The sequence below is a fragment of the Variovorax sp. GW821-FHT09B01 genome (assembly GCF_059418345.1).
On record NZ_JBWKPQ010000010.1, the window covers coordinates 119,794 to 136,169 of the forward strand.

13 protein-coding genes are annotated in these 16,376 nt (G+C 68.0%); 6 read left to right on the forward strand and 7 right to left on the reverse strand.

Annotated features, from left to right (window positions below; genetic code table 11):
* Positions 1–11: 11 nt before the first annotated feature.
* The 6 genes from AC07RV_RS25660 to serA form a co-directional block, all read right to left on the reverse strand.
* On the reverse strand, positions 12–1,028 hold the full coding sequence (locus AC07RV_RS25660; RefSeq protein ID WP_296787527.1) for a Tim44 domain-containing protein: 1,017 nt from the start codon (positions 1,026–1,028) through the stop codon (positions 12–14).
* 31 nt (positions 1,029–1,059) lie between these two features.
* On the reverse strand, positions 1,060–1,791 hold the full coding sequence (gene ubiE / locus AC07RV_RS25665) for a bifunctional demethylmenaquinone methyltransferase/2-methoxy-6-polyprenyl-1,4-benzoquinol methylase UbiE (protein ID WP_057592061.1): 732 nt from the start codon (positions 1,789–1,791) through the stop codon (positions 1,060–1,062).
* Between the two features lie 147 nt (positions 1,792–1,938).
* Positions 1,939–2,352 (reverse strand): gamma-butyrobetaine hydroxylase family protein, encoded by a 414-nt coding sequence (locus AC07RV_RS25670; protein WP_093340991.1) that lies wholly within the window; start codon positions 2,350–2,352, stop codon positions 1,939–1,941.
* 64 nt (positions 2,353–2,416) lie between these two features.
* Positions 2,417–2,863, reverse strand: coding sequence for an HIT family protein (locus AC07RV_RS25675; protein WP_296787525.1), 447 nt, complete (start codon positions 2,861–2,863; stop codon positions 2,417–2,419).
* Positions 2,860–6,738 (reverse strand): DUF3683 domain-containing protein, encoded by a 3,879-nt coding sequence (locus tag AC07RV_RS25680; RefSeq protein WP_208511835.1) that lies wholly within the window; start codon positions 6,736–6,738, stop codon positions 2,860–2,862. Before AC07RV_RS25680 ends, AC07RV_RS25675 begins: the two co-directional genes overlap by 4 nt.
* Before the next feature lie 138 nt (positions 6,739–6,876).
* Positions 6,877–8,109 (reverse strand): phosphoglycerate dehydrogenase, encoded by a 1,233-nt coding sequence (serA, locus tag AC07RV_RS25685; protein WP_296787524.1) that lies wholly within the window; start codon positions 8,107–8,109, stop codon positions 6,877–6,879.
* Between the two features lie 231 nt (positions 8,110–8,340).
* Between serA and ugpB the strand changes: the two genes are divergently transcribed.
* The 6 genes from ugpB to AC07RV_RS25715 all read left to right on the forward strand — a co-directional run bounded on the left by ugpB (position 8,341) and on the right by AC07RV_RS25715 (position 15,843).
* Positions 8,341–9,654 carry a sn-glycerol-3-phosphate ABC transporter substrate-binding protein UgpB gene (ugpB, locus tag AC07RV_RS25690; RefSeq protein WP_093340996.1) on the forward strand — a complete coding sequence of 438 codons (1,314 nt, stop codon included), beginning with the start codon at positions 8,341–8,343 and terminating at the stop codon, positions 9,652–9,654.
* A gap of 128 nt (positions 9,655–9,782) precedes the next feature.
* Entirely contained in the window at positions 9,783–10,664 is an 882-nt protein-coding gene (gene ugpA, locus AC07RV_RS25695) for a sn-glycerol-3-phosphate ABC transporter permease UgpA (protein WP_296787521.1), read from the forward strand.
* 63 nt (positions 10,665–10,727) lie between these two features.
* On the forward strand, positions 10,728–11,576 hold the full coding sequence (gene ugpE / locus AC07RV_RS25700) for a sn-glycerol-3-phosphate ABC transporter permease UgpE (RefSeq protein WP_057592066.1): 849 nt from the start codon (positions 10,728–10,730) through the stop codon (positions 11,574–11,576).
* A gap of 17 nt (positions 11,577–11,593) precedes the next feature.
* A complete protein-coding gene (gene ugpC, locus AC07RV_RS25705) occupies positions 11,594–12,601 on the forward strand; it encodes a sn-glycerol-3-phosphate ABC transporter ATP-binding protein UgpC (RefSeq protein WP_093340999.1) in 1,008 nt (335 codons plus the stop codon).
* A gap of 7 nt (positions 12,602–12,608) precedes the next feature.
* Positions 12,609–13,349 carry a glycerophosphodiester phosphodiesterase gene (gene ugpQ / locus AC07RV_RS25710; RefSeq protein ID WP_296787520.1) on the forward strand — a complete coding sequence of 247 codons (741 nt, stop codon included), beginning with the start codon at positions 12,609–12,611 and terminating at the stop codon, positions 13,347–13,349.
* 70 nt (positions 13,350–13,419) lie between these two features.
* Positions 13,420–15,843 (forward strand): DUF3772 domain-containing protein, encoded by a 2,424-nt coding sequence (locus AC07RV_RS25715; RefSeq protein WP_296787518.1) that lies wholly within the window; start codon positions 13,420–13,422, stop codon positions 15,841–15,843.
* A gap of 18 nt (positions 15,844–15,861) precedes the next feature.
* Here AC07RV_RS25715 and AC07RV_RS25720 read toward each other — a convergent pair whose 3' ends face one another.
* Positions 15,862–16,332 carry an Lrp/AsnC family transcriptional regulator gene (locus AC07RV_RS25720; protein ID WP_093341004.1) on the reverse strand — a complete coding sequence of 157 codons (471 nt, stop codon included), beginning with the start codon at positions 16,330–16,332 and terminating at the stop codon, positions 15,862–15,864.
* Between the last annotated feature and the right edge of the window lie 44 nt (positions 16,333–16,376).

Below are 16,376 nucleotides of genomic sequence, written 5' to 3' on the forward strand. Positions count from 1 at the left end.
GAAGCCGCTGCTTATTGCAGGGCTTGCACGCCGGCCACGAGCCAGCCGTTGCCGCCGGTGGTCGGACGCGTCATGTTCCAGACTTCGCGGAACGGACCCGGGCCCGCCGAGGCGTCTTCGCGGATCATGCCGGAGAACTCCACGCTGGCCATGTAGGCATCGGCCAGTTCCTCGATGCCGAGCAGCTTGGCGTCGAGCATGACCACTTCGGTCTTGTTCGACGCGCCACCGGTGTGGCTGGCGCGGTCGGCGAGCTGGCTGCGGATTTCCTCGATCATCTCGTCGGTCATCATCGAACGCAGCATGGTGATGTCGGCGCGGTCCCAGGCATCCTGCAGGGTCACGAAGTTGCGCTTGGCGGCGGTCAGGAAACCGTCGACGTCGAAGCCGGCCGGGATGCCCCAGCTCTGCGAGCCGGCCAGGGCCGAACCGATCATGCTGCCGCCACCGGCCGCGGCACCCGCGGACGAGAGGCTGCTGCCGTGCGAGGTCGCGGCGGGCGTGGCATCGAAGTTGGTGGCGTTGCGCTCCCACGGACGGGCCGAGGCGTCGTTGCCGACGTTGCTCGGGCTGTACTGCGCCGGCGCTGCCGGGTTGCCCGGACCGCCCGCGCCCTGGAACGCGAAGCCGCCCTGACGTGCACCGGCGGGCTGCGAGCGCGACTTGATCATGCGCCACACGAACACCGCGGCCAGCACCAGCAGGCCGATCAGCAGGATGTTGCCGAAACCTGCGCCCAGGCCCAGCGAGCTCGCGAGCCATGCGAGGCCCAGGCCCGCGGCCAGGCCGCCGAGCATGGCGCCCCAGGGGCGCTTCGGTGCCGCGGCGGCGGGTGCCGGCGTGGCGGGCTTGGCGGCCGCGTTGGTGGCATTCTGTTGCGCGGGCGCGGCCGGCGGCGTGGCCTGGCGTTGCGTCACGTTCGAGGATTGGCGGCCGACGGATTTACCGCCGCCCATGCGCGCCGCGTCGGCCTGGATGCTGACCAGCGCGAGTGCGCCGGCCAGAAGCAAAGTACTCAAACTCTTCATAAGGTCTCCTCTCGAACGAAATCTCGTCTGATCAACACTTGATTCCAACATGGAGGGCGACCACGCCACCCGTCATGTTGTGATAGTCCACATGCCCGAAACCGCCCTCTTTCATGAGGGACTTGAGCTCGTCCTGGCCCGGATGCATGCGGATCGATTCGGCCAGGTAGCGGTAGCTCGCGTCGTCGCCCGCCACCACCTTGCCCAGGCGCGGCAGCACGTTGAAGGAGTACCAGTCGTAGACCTTCTCGAGCGGCTTCGCGACCTTCGAGAACTCGAGCACCAGCAGCTTGCCGCGCGGCTTGAGCACGCGGTTCATCTCCTTGAGCGCGACGTCCTTGTGCGTCATGTTGCGCAGGCCGAAGGCGACGGTGACGACGTCGAAGTGGTCGTCGGGGAACGGCAGCTTCTCGGCGTCGCAGACCGTGGTGGGCAGCACCACGCCGGCGTCGAGCAGGCGGTCGCGGCCGGTGCGCAGCATGGCTTCGTTGATGTCGGTGTGGACCACCTGGCCGCTGGCGCCGACCTTCTTCGCGAAGGCCAGTGCGAGGTCGCCGGTGCCGCCCGCGATGTCGAGCACGCGCGAGCCTTCGCCCACGTTCGCGACCATGACGGTGTAGGCCTTCCATGCGCGGTGAAGCCCCATGGACATGAGGTCGTTCATCAGGTCGTAGCGCGTGGCGACCGAGTCGAACACGCCGCGCACGCGGCCGGCCTTCTCGCTCTCGTCGACTTTCTCGAAGCCGAAATGGGTGGTGGTCATGCGACCGATGTTAGGCCGTTCGTCCTCGCATCAAGACGACGACCCCGCTGTACCGGCGGTCATTTGTTGCTTTTTCTGCAAACGCTGAGGTCTTGTAACGCCCGTCACGTCTACCGACGAAGCTATGCTTTCAATAGCAAACGCCAGTCAATGGCTGCCGCAGGCGTGGCCGCCCTTCTCGGCCATCGGTGCGTCGCGATCGACGCCCGCTTCGGCCAGCTTCTGCTCGTAGGCGGCCCAGAGTTCGGCCTGCTGCGAACCCAGCTGGTAGAGCAGGTCCCACGAGTAGATGCCGGTGTCGTGCCCGTCGCTGAAGCGGGGCTGCACCGCATAGTTGCCCACCGGCTCGAGCGCGACCAGTTCGACCTCGCGCTTGCCGGTCTGCAGCGTTTCCTGGCCCGGTCCGTGGCCCTGCACCTCGGCCGAGGGCGAATAGATGCGCATCAGCTCGAAGGGAATGCGGAAGGTGGCGCCGTCGGAGAAGCCCACCTCGAGCACGCGCGAGCGACCGTGCACGGTGATCGACTGCGGCGTCGGCGCGCCGGCTTGCAAGCCTGCCATGGGGAGTGTCCGTTCGAAGTGGAGGAAAGAGGATGCAGGGAGACGGCGCAGTATGCCGCGCCGGCTACAGCGCCGCGAGGCGCGTGGCCATCGCGGCCTCGGCCGCGCTCAGCAACGCCTCGACCTGGGCCACGCGCGCGGCCGGTGCCGCGCGCTGCGCGGCGGCCCAGAACGGCGCGGGGAAATGGCTGTCCCAGTCGAAGCGCGCGATCACGTGCCAGTGCAGGTGCGGCACCATGTTGCCGAGGGCGGCGACGTTGATCTTGGTCGGCGCGAGCGTGTCGCGCAGGCATTGCTCGACCTCGGCCACGGCGTCCATGCAGTGCGCGCGCTCCTCGCGCGACAGGTCGGACAGCTCGGGCCGGTGCGCATTCCAGACCACGCGGTAGAAGGCCGGGAAGCCCGCCTCCACCGCGTGGATCACGCGCAGCCTCGCGCCCTCGAACACCAGGCGTCCGCCCGCCTGTTCGCAAAACACGCAGCCGGCCACGCGCGCCGCCTCGCCGCTCACACCAGCACCCGTTCGATGCCACCGTGGTTCGCGGCCGCCACGTACTCGGGCATCCAGTCGGCGCCGAGGATCTTGTTGGCCATCTCGACCACGATGTAGTCGGCCTCGAGCAGGCCGTTGTTCAGGTCGCTGCCGTAGCGCGACAGGCCCTGCAGGCAGCTCGGGCAGCTGGTGAGTATCTTCACGTTCTCGCCGGCGCCGATCTTGCCGCCGTCGCGCAGCGCGGCCTCGCCCTTCTTCAGTTCCTCTTCCTTGCGGAAGCGGATCTGCGTCGAGATGTCGGGCCGCGACACGCCCAGCGTGCCCGACTCGCCGCAGCAGCGGTCGTTCTTGAGCACGTTGTCGCCGACCAGCGCCTTCACCGTCTTCATCGGGTCCTGCTGCTTCATCGGCGTGTGGCAGGGGTCGTGATAGAGATAGCCGGCACCGCCGGCGTCGCCCAGGGTGATGCCCTTCTCGAGCAGGTACTCGTGGATGTCGATGATCCGGCAGCCCGGGAAGATCTTGTCGAACTGGTAGCCCTGCAGCTGGTCGTAGCAGGTGCCGCAGCTCACCACCACGGTCTTGATATCGAGGTAGTTGAGCGTGTTCGCCACCCGGTGGAACAGCACGCGGTTGTCGGTGATCATCTTCTCGGCCTTGTCGAACTGGCCGCTGCCGCGCTGCGGATAGCCGCAGCACAGGTAGCCCGGCGGCAGCACCGTCTGAACGCCCGCATGCCAGAGCATGGCCTGCGTCGCGAGCCCGACCTGCGAGAACAGCCGCTCCGATCCGCAGCCCGGGAAATAGAACACCGCCTCGGTCTCCGAGGTCGTGACCTTGGGGTTGCGGATGATCGGCACGTAGTCGGCGTCCTCGATGTCGAGCAGCGCGCGCGCCGTCTTCTTCGGCAGGTTGCCCGGCATCTTCTTGTTGATGAAGTGGATCACCTGCTCCTTGAGCGGCGCCGGCCCGAGCGAGGCCGGCGGCGCCGCCGTCTGCTTCTTCGCGAGGCCGCGCAGCAGATCGTTGGCCATGCGTTGCGCCTTGAAGCCGATGCCCACCATGCCCGCGCGCACCGTCTTGATGGTCTGCGGATTGGTCGCGTTGAGGAAGAACATCGCGGCCGCGTTGCCGGGACGGAAGCTCTTCTGCCCCATCTTGCGCAGCAGGTTGCGCATGTTCATCGACACGTCGCCGAAGTCGATCTTCACCGGGCAGGGCGTGAGGCACTTGTGGCACACCGTGCAGTGGTCGGCCACGTCCTCGAACTCCTCCCAGTGCTTGATGCTCACGCCGCGCCGGGTCTGCTCCTCGTAGAGGAAGGCCTCGACCAGCAGCGAGGTCGCGAGGATCTTGTTGCGCGGGCTGTAGAGCAGGTTGGCGCGCGGCACGTGGGTGGCGCACACCGGTTTGCACTTGCCGCAGCGCAGACAGTCCTTGACGCTGTCGGCGATGGCGCCGATGTCGCTCTGCTGCATGATGATCGACTCGTGCCCCATCAGGCCGAAGCTCGGCGTGTAGGCGTTGGTCAGGTCGGCATGCAGCGACTGCGCGCCGGCACCCGGCTCGCGCAGCAGCTTGCCTTTGTTGAAGCGGCCTTCGGGATCGATGCGCTGCTTGTATTCGGCAAAGGGGCGCAGTTCCTCGTCCGACAGGAACTCGAGCTTGGTGATGCCGATGCCGTGCTCGCCCGAGATCACGCCGTCGAGCCGGCGCGCCAGCTTCATGATGCGCGCGACCGCCTCGTGCGCGGTCTGCAGCATCTCGTAGTTGTCGCTGTTGACCGGGATGTTGGTGTGCACGTTGCCGTCGCCCGCGTGCATGTGCAGCGCGACCCACACGCGGCCCTTGAGCACGCGCTTGTGGATCGCCGTGCACTCGGCCAGGATCGGCGCGAAGGCCGCGCCCGCGAAGATCGCCGACAGCGGCTGGCGCAGCTGGGTCTTCCAGCTCGCGCGCAGCGAATGGTCCTGCAGCTGCGGGAACAGCGCATCGACCTCGTCGAGCCAGCCGGCCCACAGCGCGCGCACCTCCTGCAGCAGTGCCACGGCCTGCGCCACGCGGTCCTCGAGCAGCTCGGCCGAGGGGATCTCGTTGGCGTCGTCGGTCTTGCCCAGCGGCAGGTTGCCGTGCACGAAGAACTTCTCGAGCTCGTCGACCAGCGCGAGCTTGTTGCGCAGCGAGAGCTCGATGTTGATGCGCTCGATGCCGTCGCTGTACTCGGCCATGCGCGGCAGCGGGATCACCACGTCCTCGTTGATCTTGAAGGCGTTGGTGTGGCGGCTGATCGCGGCGGTGCGCTTGCGGTCGAGCCAGAACTTCTTGCGCGCCTCGGGGCTGATGGCGATGAAGCCCTCGCCGCTGCGCGAGTTGGCGATGCGCACCACCTCGGAGGTGACGCGCGCCACCGCGTCGGCGTCGTCGCCCGCGATATCGCCGAACAGCACCATCTTCGGCAGGCCGCCGTGCTTCTTCGACTTGGTGGCATAGCCCACGGCCTTCAGATAGCGGTCGTCGAGGTGCTCGAGGCCGGCCAGCAGCACGCCCGAGCGCTTCTGCTCGGCGAACATGAAGTCCTTGATCTCGACGATGCTGGGCACCGCGTCCTTGGCGTTGCCGAAGAACTCGAGGCAGACGGTGCGCGTGTGCGCCGGCATGCGGTGCACCACCCAGCGGCAGCTCGTGATCAGGCCGTCGCAGCCTTCCTTCTGGATGCCCGGCAGGCCCGAGAGGAACTTGTCGGTCACGTCCTTGCCCAGGCCTTCCTTGCGGAAGGTGCGGCCCGGGATATCGAGGCGCTCGGTGCGCAGCGGCGTCTTGCCGTCGGCCGCGAAGTACTGGAGCTCGAACAGCGCGCTCTCGGCGTCGTGGATCTTGCCGAGGTTGTGGCCGATGCGCGTGACCTCGAGCCATTCGGCCTGCGGCGTCACCATGCGCCACGAGGCCAGGTTGTCGAGCGCGGTGCCCCACAGCACGGCCTTCTTGCCGCCGGCGTTCATCGCGACGTTGCCGCCGACGCACGAGGCCTCGGCCGAGGTCGGGTCGACCGCGAACACGTAGCCCGAGCGCTCGGCCGCGTCGGCCACGCGCTGCGTGACCACGCCGGCCTCGGTCCAGATGGTGGGCACGGGCGCCTCGAGGCCGGGCAGCGCGACCAGCTCGACCTCGGTCATGGCCTCGAGCTTCTCGGTGTTGATGACCACGCTGTTCCAGGTCAGCGGAATCGCGCCGCCGGTGTAGCCGGTGCCGCCGCCGCGCGGGATGATGGTCAGGCCCAGCTCGATGCAGCCCTTGACCAGCAGCGCCATCTCGGCCTCGGTGTCGGGGCACAGCACGACGAAGGGGTACTCCACGCGCCAGTCGGTGGCGTCGGTGACGTGGGCCACGCGCGAGAGGCCGTCGAACTTGATGTTGTCCTTGGCGGTGAGCCGGCCCAGCACGCGGGTGGCCTTGCGGCGCAGCGCGGCGACGTCGCGGAACAGGGTGTCGAAGGCCTGCACGGCCTCGCCGACGCGGCCCGTGAGCTCGCCCACGAGCTGGTCGCGCGGCAGGTCGCTGTCGGGCGTGCGGCGCTTCTGCACCTCGGCCAGGCGATGCCGCAGCGCATCGACCAGCAGGCCGCGGCGGCGCGGGTTGTCGAGCAGATCGTCGATCAGGTAGGGGTTGCGCTGAACGACCCAGATGTCGCCGAGCACCTCGTAGAGCATGCGCGCCGATCGGCCGGTGCGGCGCTCGGCGCGCAGCGTCTGGAGCAATTCCCAGGCGCGCTCGCCCAGCAGGCGGATCACGATCTCGCGATCGGAGAAGCTGGTGTAGTTGTAGGGGATCTCACGCAGTCGTGCAGGCTCTGCGGCCTGCGACAGCAGCGCGTTCAACGCGGTCGGAGCATTCATCGGGGTGGGGCCTCGGCCGGGCGCCACGCGTCCATAGCCGGGGTGGGGATTTTAGGTCAGGGCCAGGGTTCGTGCCCTGGCGCCGACGCGTGTCCCTCTGGCACTGCCGGCGCGCCGGCCGGCCTCAGCGCGACGCGATCAGAACAGCACGCGGCTGCGGATCGTGCCCTGCACCTTCGCGAGCTTCTCGAGCGCGAGGTCCGAGGAGGCGGCGTCGATGTCCATCACCACGTAGCCGATCTTCTCGTTGGTCTGCAGGAACTGCGAGGAGATGTTGATGTGGTTGTCCGAGAAGATCTTGTTGATCTCCGACAGCACGCCCGGCACGTTGCGGTGCACGTGCAGCAGGCGGTGCTTGCCCGGGTGCGCGGGCAGCGCCACCTCGGGGAAGTTGACCGACGAGGTCGAGGTGCCGTTGTCGCTGTACTTGACCAGCTTCTCGGCCACCTCGAGGCCGATGTTGGCCTGCGCCTCCATCGTCGAGCCGCCGATGTGGGGCGTGAGGATCACGTTGTCGAGTCCGCGCAGCGGCGACTGGAACTCGTCCTTGTTGCTGCGCGGCTCGACCGGGAACACGTCGATGGCGGCGCCCAGCAGCTTCTTCTCCTTCAGCGCGCCGGCCAGCGCGTCGATCTCGACCACGGTGCCGCGCGAGGCGTTGATCAGGATCGAGCCGGACTTCATCGCCGCGATCTCGGCCGCGCCGATCATCCACTGCGTGGCCTGCGTCTCGGGCACGTGCAGGGTCACGATGTCGCTCTGCGCCAGCAGCTGGTGCAGGTCGCGCACCTGGCGCGCATTGCCCAGCGGCAGCTTGGTGACCACGTCGTAGAAGGCCACGTGCATGCCCAGCGCCTCGGCCAGCACCGACAGCTGCGCGCCGATCGAGCCGTAGCCCACGATGCCCAGCGTCTTGCCGCGGATCTCGAAGGCGTTGTCGGCCGACTTGAGCCAGCCGCCGCGGTGCGCCACCGCGCTCTTCTCGGGCACGCCGCGCAGCAGCAGGATCGCCTCGGCCAGCACCAGCTCGGCCACCGAGCGGGTGTTGGAGTAAGGCGCGTTGAAGATCGCCACGCCATGCTCGCGCGCGGCCTCGAGGTCGACCTGGTTGGTGCCGATGCAGAAGCAGCCGGCGGCCACCAGCTTGTGGGCGGCCGCGAACACTTCCGCCGTCAGCTGGGTGCGCGAGCGGATGCCGAGGAAGTGCACGTCGCCGATCTTGGCCTTGAGCGCCTCGTCGGACAGCGCGCCCGGCAGCGACTCGACGTTGGTGTAGCCCGCCGCATGGAGCACCTCCACGGCCGAGGGGTGGATACCCTCGAGCAGAAGAAACTTGATCTTGCTTTTGTCGAGGGAGGTCTTGCTGCTCATGCTGCTGCTCGCGGTAGCCCCGGCCATGGCAACAGGCTAGGCCGAAAAAGGGAGGGCGATGCTAGCATGGTGCAGCGCAGCAAGCAGGGGCCCGGGGCGCGAGCGCCCTGTCGGCCAAGGGGGTTTCCCCGGGTTTCTTGCCGTGTGCACTCCGTGCGACAAAGCCGCAGAACCGTCACGTATGTAACCTAACATCGCCGGTTTTACTTACTTTTCCCTACAGGAGTCTTAATGCGCTTCAAGACGCTCGCCATCGCCTCTACGCTGGCTGCCGCTCTGGCCGTGCCAGCCCTCGCCCAGGCCCAGACCGAGATCCAGTGGTGGCACTCGATGGACGGCGCCCTCAACGACTGGGTCAACGACCTCGCCAAGCAGTTCAACGAGAGCCAGAAGGACTACAAGGTCGTGCCCACCTACAAGGGCGAATACGACCAGTCGATGGCGGCCGGCATCGCGGCCTACCGCTCGGGCAACGCGCCCGACATCCTGCAGGTGTTCGAGGTGGGCACCGCCACCATGATGTACTCCAAGGGCGCGATCAAGCCCGTGGCCGACGTCATGAAGGAAGGCGGCCAGAAGTTCGACCCCAAGGCCTACATCCCCGCGGTGGCCGGCTACTACACCGCCCCCAATGGCCAGATGCTGTCGTTCCCGTTCAACAGCTCGACGACGGTGTTCTATTACAACAAGGACGCCTTCAAGAACGCCGGCCTCGACCCCGAGAAGGCCCCCGCCACCTGGCCCGAAGTGGTCTCGGCGGCCGCCAAGCTCAAGGCCAGCGGCAGCCAGTGCCCGTTCACCACCTCGTGGATGAGCTGGGCCCAGCTCGAGAGCTTCTCGGCCTGGCACAACACCTCGTACGCCTCGAAGAACAACGGCTTCGGCGGCCTCGACGCCCGCCTGGAGTTCAACTCGCCGCTGCACGTGCGCCACTTCGAGAACCTGTCGAACATGTCCAAGCAGGGCCTGTTCGTCTACAAGGGCCGCGCCAGCAAGCCGATCACCTCGTTCACCTCGGGTGAATGCGCGATGTTCATCGGCTCGTCGGGCAGCTACGCCAGCGTGAAGCGCGACGCCAAGTTCAAGTTCGCCGAATCGGCACTGCCCTACTACCCGGACGTGCAGGGCGCGCCGCAGAACACCATCGTCGGCGGCGCCAGCCTGTGGGTGATGTCGGGCAAGCCGGCCGCCAGCTACAAGGGCGTGGCCGCGTTCTTCACCTTCCTGTCGAGCCCCAAGGTGCAATCCGAAAGCCACATGCGCACCGGCTACCTGCCGATCACCACCGCAGCCTACGAGCTGACCGAGAAGGCCGGCTTCTACAAGGAAAACCCGGGCACCGACGTCGCGGTGAACCAGATGATCAAGAAGACCACGGACAAGTCGCGTGGCGTGCGCCTGGGCAACCTGCCCCAGATCCGCGCCATCGAGGACGAGGAAACCGAGCTGATCTGGACCGGCAAGAAGACCCCGAAGGAAGCGCTGGACAGCGCCGTGAAGCGCGGAAACGAACTTTTGGTGAAATTCCAGGCCGCAAACAAGTAAGCTCCGCACCCGGATCGGCGCGAACGAATGTTCGTTTCGGTTCGTTTGACCCGCCACAAGCCAGGCTGACCCGTGCAGTCCTGGCTGTTTGCTTATTTAGTGTGTCCGTGACCTGAACGCCCTGCCCCATGGAAAAACGCGTCATCTTTCGTTCGAACTGGCTGCCCTGGGCATTGCTGGCGCCGCAGCTGATCGTCGTCGGCGTCTTCTTCTTCTGGCCCGCGGGCCAGGCGCTGGTGCAGTCGCTGCAGCAGCAGGATGCCTTCGGCAACTCGATCACCTGGGTGGGGCTGGACAACTTCGAGGCGCTGTGGAACGACAGCACCTACATGGCCTCGTTCCATACAACCATCGTCTTCTCGGTGCTGGTGACGGTCCTGGGCCTGAGCATCGCCCTGGTGCTGGCGGTGTTCGCCGACCGCGTGGTGCGCGGCACGCGCTTCTACCGGAGCGTGCTGATCCTGCCGTACGCGGTCGCCCCGGTCGTGACCGGCCTGCTGTGGTCGTTCATGTTTTCCTCCTCGATCGGCATCGTGGCCTACTGGCTCAAGAAGATGGGCTTCAACTGGAACCATCTGCTCAACGGCGACCACGCCATGGCGCTGGTCGTGATGGCCTCGGTCTGGAAGCAGATCTCCTACAACTTCCTGTTCTTCCTCGCGGGGCTGCAGTCGATCCCGAAGTCGCTGATCGAGGCCGCCGCCATGGACGGCGCGCGCCCGATGCGCCGCTTCTGGACCATCCAGTTCCCGCTGCTGACGCCCACCACCTTCTTCCTGCTGGTGATCAACATGGTGTACGCCTTCTTCGACACCTTCGCGATCATCGACGCCACCACCCAGGGCGGCCCCGGCAAGGACACCGCCACGCTGGTCTACCGCGTGTACTTCGACGGCTTCCGCGGCATGGACTTCGGCGGCGCCGCGGCCCAGTCGGTGGTGCTGATGGTGATCGTCATCGCGCTGACGGTGGTGCAGTTCCGCTACGTCGAGAAGAAGGTCCAGTACTGATGACCGCCCCCATGCCACCCTTCTTCCCCGCCTGCCGCGCGGCCCACGCCACGGAGGCCCGCCATGGTTGAGCGCCGTCCCTCCCTGGGCATCCTCGCGCACGTGATCATGATCATCGGCGTGCTGCTGGTGATGTTCCCGATCTACCTGGCCTTCATCGCCTCCACCCACACGCCGCAGGAGATCATGCAGGCGCCGATGCCGATCCTGCCCGGCAGCAACTTCTGGGAAACCTACAAGGCGGCGCTGACCGGCGGCGGGCGCACCAGCGCCAACGTGTCGGTGGCGCGGATGATCTGGGTGAGCACGGTCATCACGCTCGTCATCACCTTCGGCAAGATCAGCATCTCGCTGCTGTCGGCCTTCGCGGTGGTGTATTTCCGCTTCCCGCTGCGCGGCCTGTGCTTCTGGCTGATCTTCATCACGCTGATGCTGCCGGTCGAGGTGCGCATCGGCCCGACCTACCAGGTCGTGGCCAGCCTCGGCATGATCAACAGCTTCGCCGGCCTCTCGATACCGCTGATCGCGTCGGCGACCGCCACCTTCCTGTTCCGGCAGTTCTTCCTGACGGTGCCCGACGAGCTGGTCGAGGCCGCGCGCGTCGACGGCGCCGGACCGATGCGCTTCTTCAAGGACATCCTGCTGCCGCTGTCGAAGACCAGCATCGCGGCGCTGTTCGTGATCCAGTTCATCTACGGCTGGAACCAGTACCTGTGGCCGCTGATCGCCGCCACCAGCGAGGACATGTACCCGATCGTCGTCGGCATCAAGGCCATGATCGGCAACGGCGAGTCGCCGGTGGACTGGAACGTGGTGATGGCCACGGCCGTGCTGGCCATGCTGCCGCCCGCGGTGGTCGTGGTGCTGATGCAGAAGTGGTTCGTCAAGGGCCTGGTCGATACCGACAAATAAAACGCTGAACTGAAAACATGGCTGCCATTTCCCTCCGCAACGTCATCAAGCGCTACGGCCACGGCCCCAAGGCCAACCAGGTCATCCACGGCGTGAGCGCCGAGATCGCCGACCACGAGTTCGTCGTCATCGTCGGCCCCTCGGGCTGCGGCAAGTCCACGCTGCTGCGCATGGTGGCCGGCCTGGAGGAGATCTCCGCCGGCGAGATCGCCATCGGCAACAAGGTGGTGAACCAGCTCGAGCCCTCCGAGCGCGACATCGCGATGGTGTTCCAGAACTACGCGCTCTATCCGCACATGACGGTGTTCGCGAACATGGCCTACGGCCTGAAGATCGCGAAGGTGCCGGTGGCCGAGATCAAGGTGCGCGTGGACAAGGCCGCGAAGATCCTCGAGCTGGGCCACCTGCTCGAACGCAAGCCGCGCGAGCTCTCGGGCGGCCAACGCCAGCGCGTGGCCATGGGCCGCGCGATCGTGCGCCAGCCGCAGGTGTTCCTGTTCGACGAACCGCTGTCGAACCTCGACGCCAAGCTGCGCGCCCAGACCCGCCTCGAGATCCAGAAGCTGCACCGCGAGCTCGGCATCACCTCGCTGTTCGTCACCCACGACCAGGTCGAGGCCATGACGCTGGCGCAGCGCATCATCGTGATGAACGGCGGCGTGATGGACCAGTTCGCGACGCCCGAGGAGGTCTATTCGCGCCCCGCCACCACCTTCGTCGCGAGCTTCATCGGCTCGCCGCCGATGAACCTGCTGCGCCATGCGCCGGGCGTGCGGCCGGGCCAGATCCTGGGCATCCGCCCCGAACACATGGCGCTCGACGAGCGCGGCTGGTCGGTGCAGGTCGAGCAGGTCGAGCTGCTGGGCGCCGAGCGCCTGGTCTACGGCCGCATCGGCGACGAGCAGATCATCATGCGCACCGACGAGGCCGACCAGCCGCCGATGGCGGGCGACACCGTGAAGATCGCCGCGCGCGAGGACAAGCTCCACTGGTTCGACGCCGGCTCCGGCAAGCGCGCGGAATGAGCGCGGAATGAGCACCCCCTGGCCCTATCCGCGCTGGATCGCCCACCGCGGCGCCGGCAAGCTCGCGCCCGAGAACACGCTCGCGGCCTTCCGCTTCGGCGCCGCGCATGGTTACCGCATGTTCGAGTGCGATGCCAAGCTCAGCGCGGACGGCGTGGTGTTCCTGATGCACGACGCCACGCTGGAACGCACCACCAGCGGCCGCGGCATCGGCGGCCAGAAGCCCTGGAGCGAACTGGCACAGCTCGACGCGGGCGGCTGGCATTCGCGCGCCTTCGCGGGCGAGCCGCTGCCCACGCTCGAGAACCTCGCGCGCTTCTGTCTGGCCAACCACTGTCTGCTGAACATCGAGATCAAGCCCACGCCCGGCACCGAGCGCGAGACCGGCGAGGCGGTGGCGCGGCAGGCCGCGACGCTGTGGCGCGATGCGGCCGTCCCGCCGCTGCTGACCTCGTTCCAGGTCGATGCGCTGAAGGGCGCGGCGGCCGCGGCGCCCGAGTTGCCGCGCGGCCTGCTGCTCGACACGCTCTGGAACGGCTGGCTCGAGACCGCGCGCGAGCTCGGCTGCGTGGCCATCGTCTGCAACCACGCGCTGTGGGACGCCACGGTGGTGGCGCAGGTGCACGGCGCCGGCCTGCGCGCGCTGAGCTACACGGTCAACGACGACTGGGCCGCGCAGCGCCTGATCGACCTGGGCACGGACGGCATCATCACCGACCGCGTCGACCTGTTCAGCCCCGCGCGCTGAACGCGCCTCCGTCACATGCTGTGACGCGCCGCGAAGCCGGGCCTTCAGGTGCGGCTTCTATGATGCGTCCATGAGTTGGACCTCCCGTCTCGCGGCCTTCCTGATGGCCGCCCTGCTGCTGTGCGGCACCGCCTTCGCGCAGCAGGACCCCGATCTCGCGGCCGCGCCGCCCGCGCCCACCGTGGCCGAGCTGCGCGCGCTGCTCGCGAAGATCGACCAGAGCACCGACTCGGCCGAGGATGCGCGCAGCCGGCTGACCCAGATCAACGCGATCGGCGCGCAGGCCGACAAGTTCGTGGCGGCGCGCACCGGCGAGCTCAACGACCTCAACGCGCGCCTGGGCGAGCTCGGCAACCCGCCCGCGGCCGGCGCCAGCGAAGACCCCGACATCACGCGCCAGCGCGCGCGCCTGACCAAGGAGCGCAATGCGCTCGATGCCGACATCCGGCTCGCCAAGCTGCTGGCGATCGACGTGCGCCAGCGCGGCACCGACCTGCTGACGCAGCGCCGCGCGGTGTTCGAGGCCCAGCTCACCGAGCGCGCGGCCTCGCCGCTGACCGGCGAGTTCTGGAGCGACCTGCAGGAGGCCTGGCCCGACGACCTCGACCGGCTGCAGGCCATGGTCGCGGGCGTGCAGACGGGCCTCGCCACCGCCATCGGCGGCGCGGGCCGCACGCTGGTGATCGCGGCGCTGATCGGCGCGCTGCTGCTGGCCTTCGCGGGCGTCTGGGCCGCCGAGCACGGCCTGACCCGGCTCGCGGTGAAGCTGCTGCCCGCCGGGCGGCTGCGGCGCTCGCTGCTGGTGATCGCCATCGTCGCGGCTCACGTGCTGCTGGTGGCGCTGGCCGCGCACGGCTTCGTCTACGTGCTCGAACAGCACGCGGGCTGGGCGCCGCAGGCGCGCAAGGCGATGCTGTCGCTGGCGCAGGCGCTGGTGTTCATGGCCTTCGTGATCGGCCTGGGCCGCGCGCTGCTGGCCACCGGCCGGCCGTCGTGGCGGCTGCCACCGATTCCCGACGCCATGGCCGCGCGCCTCGCGGCCCTGCCCTGGCTGGTGGCGCTGGTGGCGGCCCTGGCCTGGGCACCGGCCGAGATCAACGCGCTGGTCGACGCCAGCCTCTCGGCCGTGGTCGCCACCCACGTGCTGACCGCGCTGCTGCTGACCGCGCTGGTCGGCGCGGTGCTCTACCGGCTCAAGGCGCTGCGCGCCGGCGCGCCCGGCGAGGACCTGCCCGAGCGGCCGATGTGGGTCGGCATCCTGGTGGCGCTGATCGCCATCCTGATGATCGTGATCTGGGTGCTGGTGGCCGTGGGCTACGTGGCGCTCGCGAGCTTCCTGGCCTCGCAGCTGACCTGGAGCGGCATCGTCGCCACCGCGTTCTACGTGCTGTTCAAGTTCGCCGACGACGTGTTCATGGCCACCGTGTCGTCGCGCAGCGGCTTCGGCCAGCGGCTGCAGAAGAGCTTCGGCCTGGCGCCGCAGACGCTGGACCAGATCGCCACCGTGCTGTCGGGCCTGAGCCGGGTGGCGCTGTTCTTCTACATGCTGATCGCGCTGGCCGCGCCGCTGGGCACCAGCCCCGGCGAGGTGTTCCAGCGCAGCGGCAAGTTCGGCACCGGCGTGAAGATCGGCGAGTTCCAGCTCGTGCCGGGCGCGATCCTCAGCGCGGTGGCGGTGCTGGCCGTGGGCTTCGTGATGCTGCGCATCTTCAAGCGCTGGCTGGCCGCGAGCTACCTGCCGACCACCAAGTTCGAGCCCGGCATGCAGAGCTCGATCAGCACCCTGCTGGGCTACGTGGGCGGCATCCTGGTGATCGCGTTCTCGCTCTCGGCGCTGGGCATCGGCGTCGAGCGCATCGCGTGGGTGGCGAGCGCGCTGTCGGTGGGCATCGGCTTCGGCCTGCAGGCGATCGTGCAGAACTTCATCTCGGGCCTGATCCTGCTGGCCGAGCAGCCCGTGAAGGTGGGCGACTGGGTGGTGCTGGGCACGGCCGAGGGCGACGTGCGGCGCATCAACGTGCGCGCCACCGAGATCCAGCTCGGCGACCGCTCCACGCTGATCGTGCCGAACTCGGAATTCATCACCAAGACCGTGCGCAACATGACCTTGGCCAACGCCGAGGGCCGGGTGCTGATCCGCCTGCCGATGCCGCTGACCACCGACGCGCAGAAGGTGCGCGACCTGATCCTCGAGGCCTGCAAGGCGCACGAGGGCGTGCTCGAGACGCCGGCGCCCTCGCTCACGCTCGAGGGCATCGAGAACGGGTTGCTGATCTTCCAGGCGATCGCCTACGTGGCGAGCCCGCGGCTGGCCGGCGGCGTGCGCAGCGACCTGCTGTTCACCATCCTCGACGCGCTGCGCCAGGCCGACCTGCCGATGGCCACGCCCACGCTGGTGATGGCGGCCGCGCCGGCGGCACCCTCGGCGCTCTCGACCGCGCCCTCGCCGGTGCCCTCCTCGCCGGCCTCGCCGCTGCCGGGCGTGCAGGGCTGAGGGCCGGCTGCGCCCGACTCAACTCAGCGGCAGGGTGGTCGTGCACTTCACCTCGTTGAGGCACACGCTCGAGCGCACCGCCGACACGCCCGGCATGTGCATCAGCGTGTCCATCAGGAACTGCGACAGCGAGTGCAGGTCGCGCGCGACCACCTTGATGACGTAGTCGAAGTCGCCGGTGACCGAGTAGCACTCGAGGATCTGCGGCAGGTCGGCCACCAGGTCCTGGAACTTCGGCAGCTCGCCGATGTGGCCGCGGGCCATGGTCACGTGGATGAAGGCGATCACGCCGAGCCCCACCTGGCGCGCGTCGAGCCGGGCCGCGTAGCCGCTGATGAAGCCCATCTCCTCGAGCCGCCGGTGCCGCCGCAGGCACTGGGCCGGCGACAGGTTGGCCACTTCGGAGAGTTCGAGGTTCGATGCACGGCCATGCGCTTGCAAGTGGTCGAGGATCTTCCTGTCGATGCGGTCGAGCGTGATCTCGTGCAATTTCGTCTCCTTCAAGTGCCAATGACCGCAATCATATTTCTCAA

What these genes read in the sequence shown, in the direction of transcription:
- AC07RV_RS25680 (WP_208511835.1), bottom strand. Translation starts at nt 6,738, where the DNA reads ATGAATGCTCCGACCGCGTTGAACGCGCTGCTGTCGCAGGCCGCAGAG.
- ugpE (WP_057592066.1), top strand. Translation starts at nt 10,728, where the DNA reads ATGGTTGAGCGCCGTCCCTCCCTGGGCATCCTCGCGCACGTGATCATG.
- serA (WP_296787524.1), bottom strand. Translation starts at nt 8,109, where the DNA reads ATGAGCAGCAAGACCTCCCTCGACAAAAGCAAGATCAAGTTTCTTCTG.
- AC07RV_RS25715 (WP_296787518.1), top strand. Translation starts at nt 13,420, where the DNA reads ATGAGTTGGACCTCCCGTCTCGCGGCCTTCCTGATGGCCGCCCTGCTG.
- ugpC (WP_093340999.1), top strand. Translation starts at nt 11,594, where the DNA reads ATGGCTGCCATTTCCCTCCGCAACGTCATCAAGCGCTACGGCCACGGC.
- AC07RV_RS25670 (WP_093340991.1), bottom strand. Translation starts at nt 2,352, where the DNA reads ATGGCAGGCTTGCAAGCCGGCGCGCCGACGCCGCAGTCGATCACCGTG.
- ugpA (WP_296787521.1), top strand. Translation starts at nt 9,783, where the DNA reads ATGGAAAAACGCGTCATCTTTCGTTCGAACTGGCTGCCCTGGGCATTG.
- ugpB (WP_093340996.1), top strand. Translation starts at nt 8,341, where the DNA reads ATGCGCTTCAAGACGCTCGCCATCGCCTCTACGCTGGCTGCCGCTCTG.
- ubiE (WP_057592061.1), bottom strand. Translation starts at nt 1,791, where the DNA reads ATGACCACCACCCATTTCGGCTTCGAGAAAGTCGACGAGAGCGAGAAG.
- ugpQ (WP_296787520.1), top strand. Translation starts at nt 12,609, where the DNA reads ATGAGCACCCCCTGGCCCTATCCGCGCTGGATCGCCCACCGCGGCGCC.
- AC07RV_RS25660 (WP_296787527.1), bottom strand. Translation starts at nt 1,028, where the DNA reads ATGAAGAGTTTGAGTACTTTGCTTCTGGCCGGCGCACTCGCGCTGGTC.